Raw genomic sequence first — 428 nt, 5'->3', positions numbered from 1 at the left:
GGGGCGAAAGGCGGCGTTTCCCGCGATGGGGCGGCTCGCGCCCGACATGCTGTGCATGGACGGCACCATCCCGCGCCGTGCCCTGCCGCGCGTGCTGGCCAAGATGGCCGACATGTCGAAGAAATACGATCTCGGCTTCTGTAATGTGTTCCACGCCGGCGATGGCAACCTGCATCCGCTGATCATCTTCGACGTGATGAAGCGCGGCGAGCTGGAACGCGCCGAGTCATTCGGCGCCGATATCCTGCGGCTCTGCGTCGAGGTCGGCGGGGTATTGACCGGCGAGCACGGCGTCGGCGTCGAAAAGCGCGACCTGATGCCGGTGATGTTCGCCGATGCCGACCTGGAGCAGCAGCATCGCCTGAAATGCGCGTGGGATCCGGGCGGTCAGCTCAATCCCGGCAAGGTGTTTCCGACCTTGTCGGCCT

Annotated in this window: 1 protein-coding gene; it reads left to right on the top strand. The window is 65.4% G+C overall.

The window, feature by feature from the left end; translation table 11 throughout:
* Nucleotides 1–55: 55 nt before the first annotated feature.
* Nucleotides 56–428 (top strand): FAD-linked oxidase C-terminal domain-containing protein (locus F8274_RS30925; protein ID WP_305070078.1); only part of this gene is annotated, 373 nt, incomplete at its 3' end.

The sequence above is a fragment of the Micromonospora sp. AMSO31t genome (genome assembly GCF_008868175.1).
Taxonomy (GTDB): Bacteria; Actinomycetota; Actinomycetes; order Mycobacteriales; family Micromonosporaceae; genus Micromonospora.
This window is presented reverse-complemented; position numbering and strand designations above follow the sequence as displayed.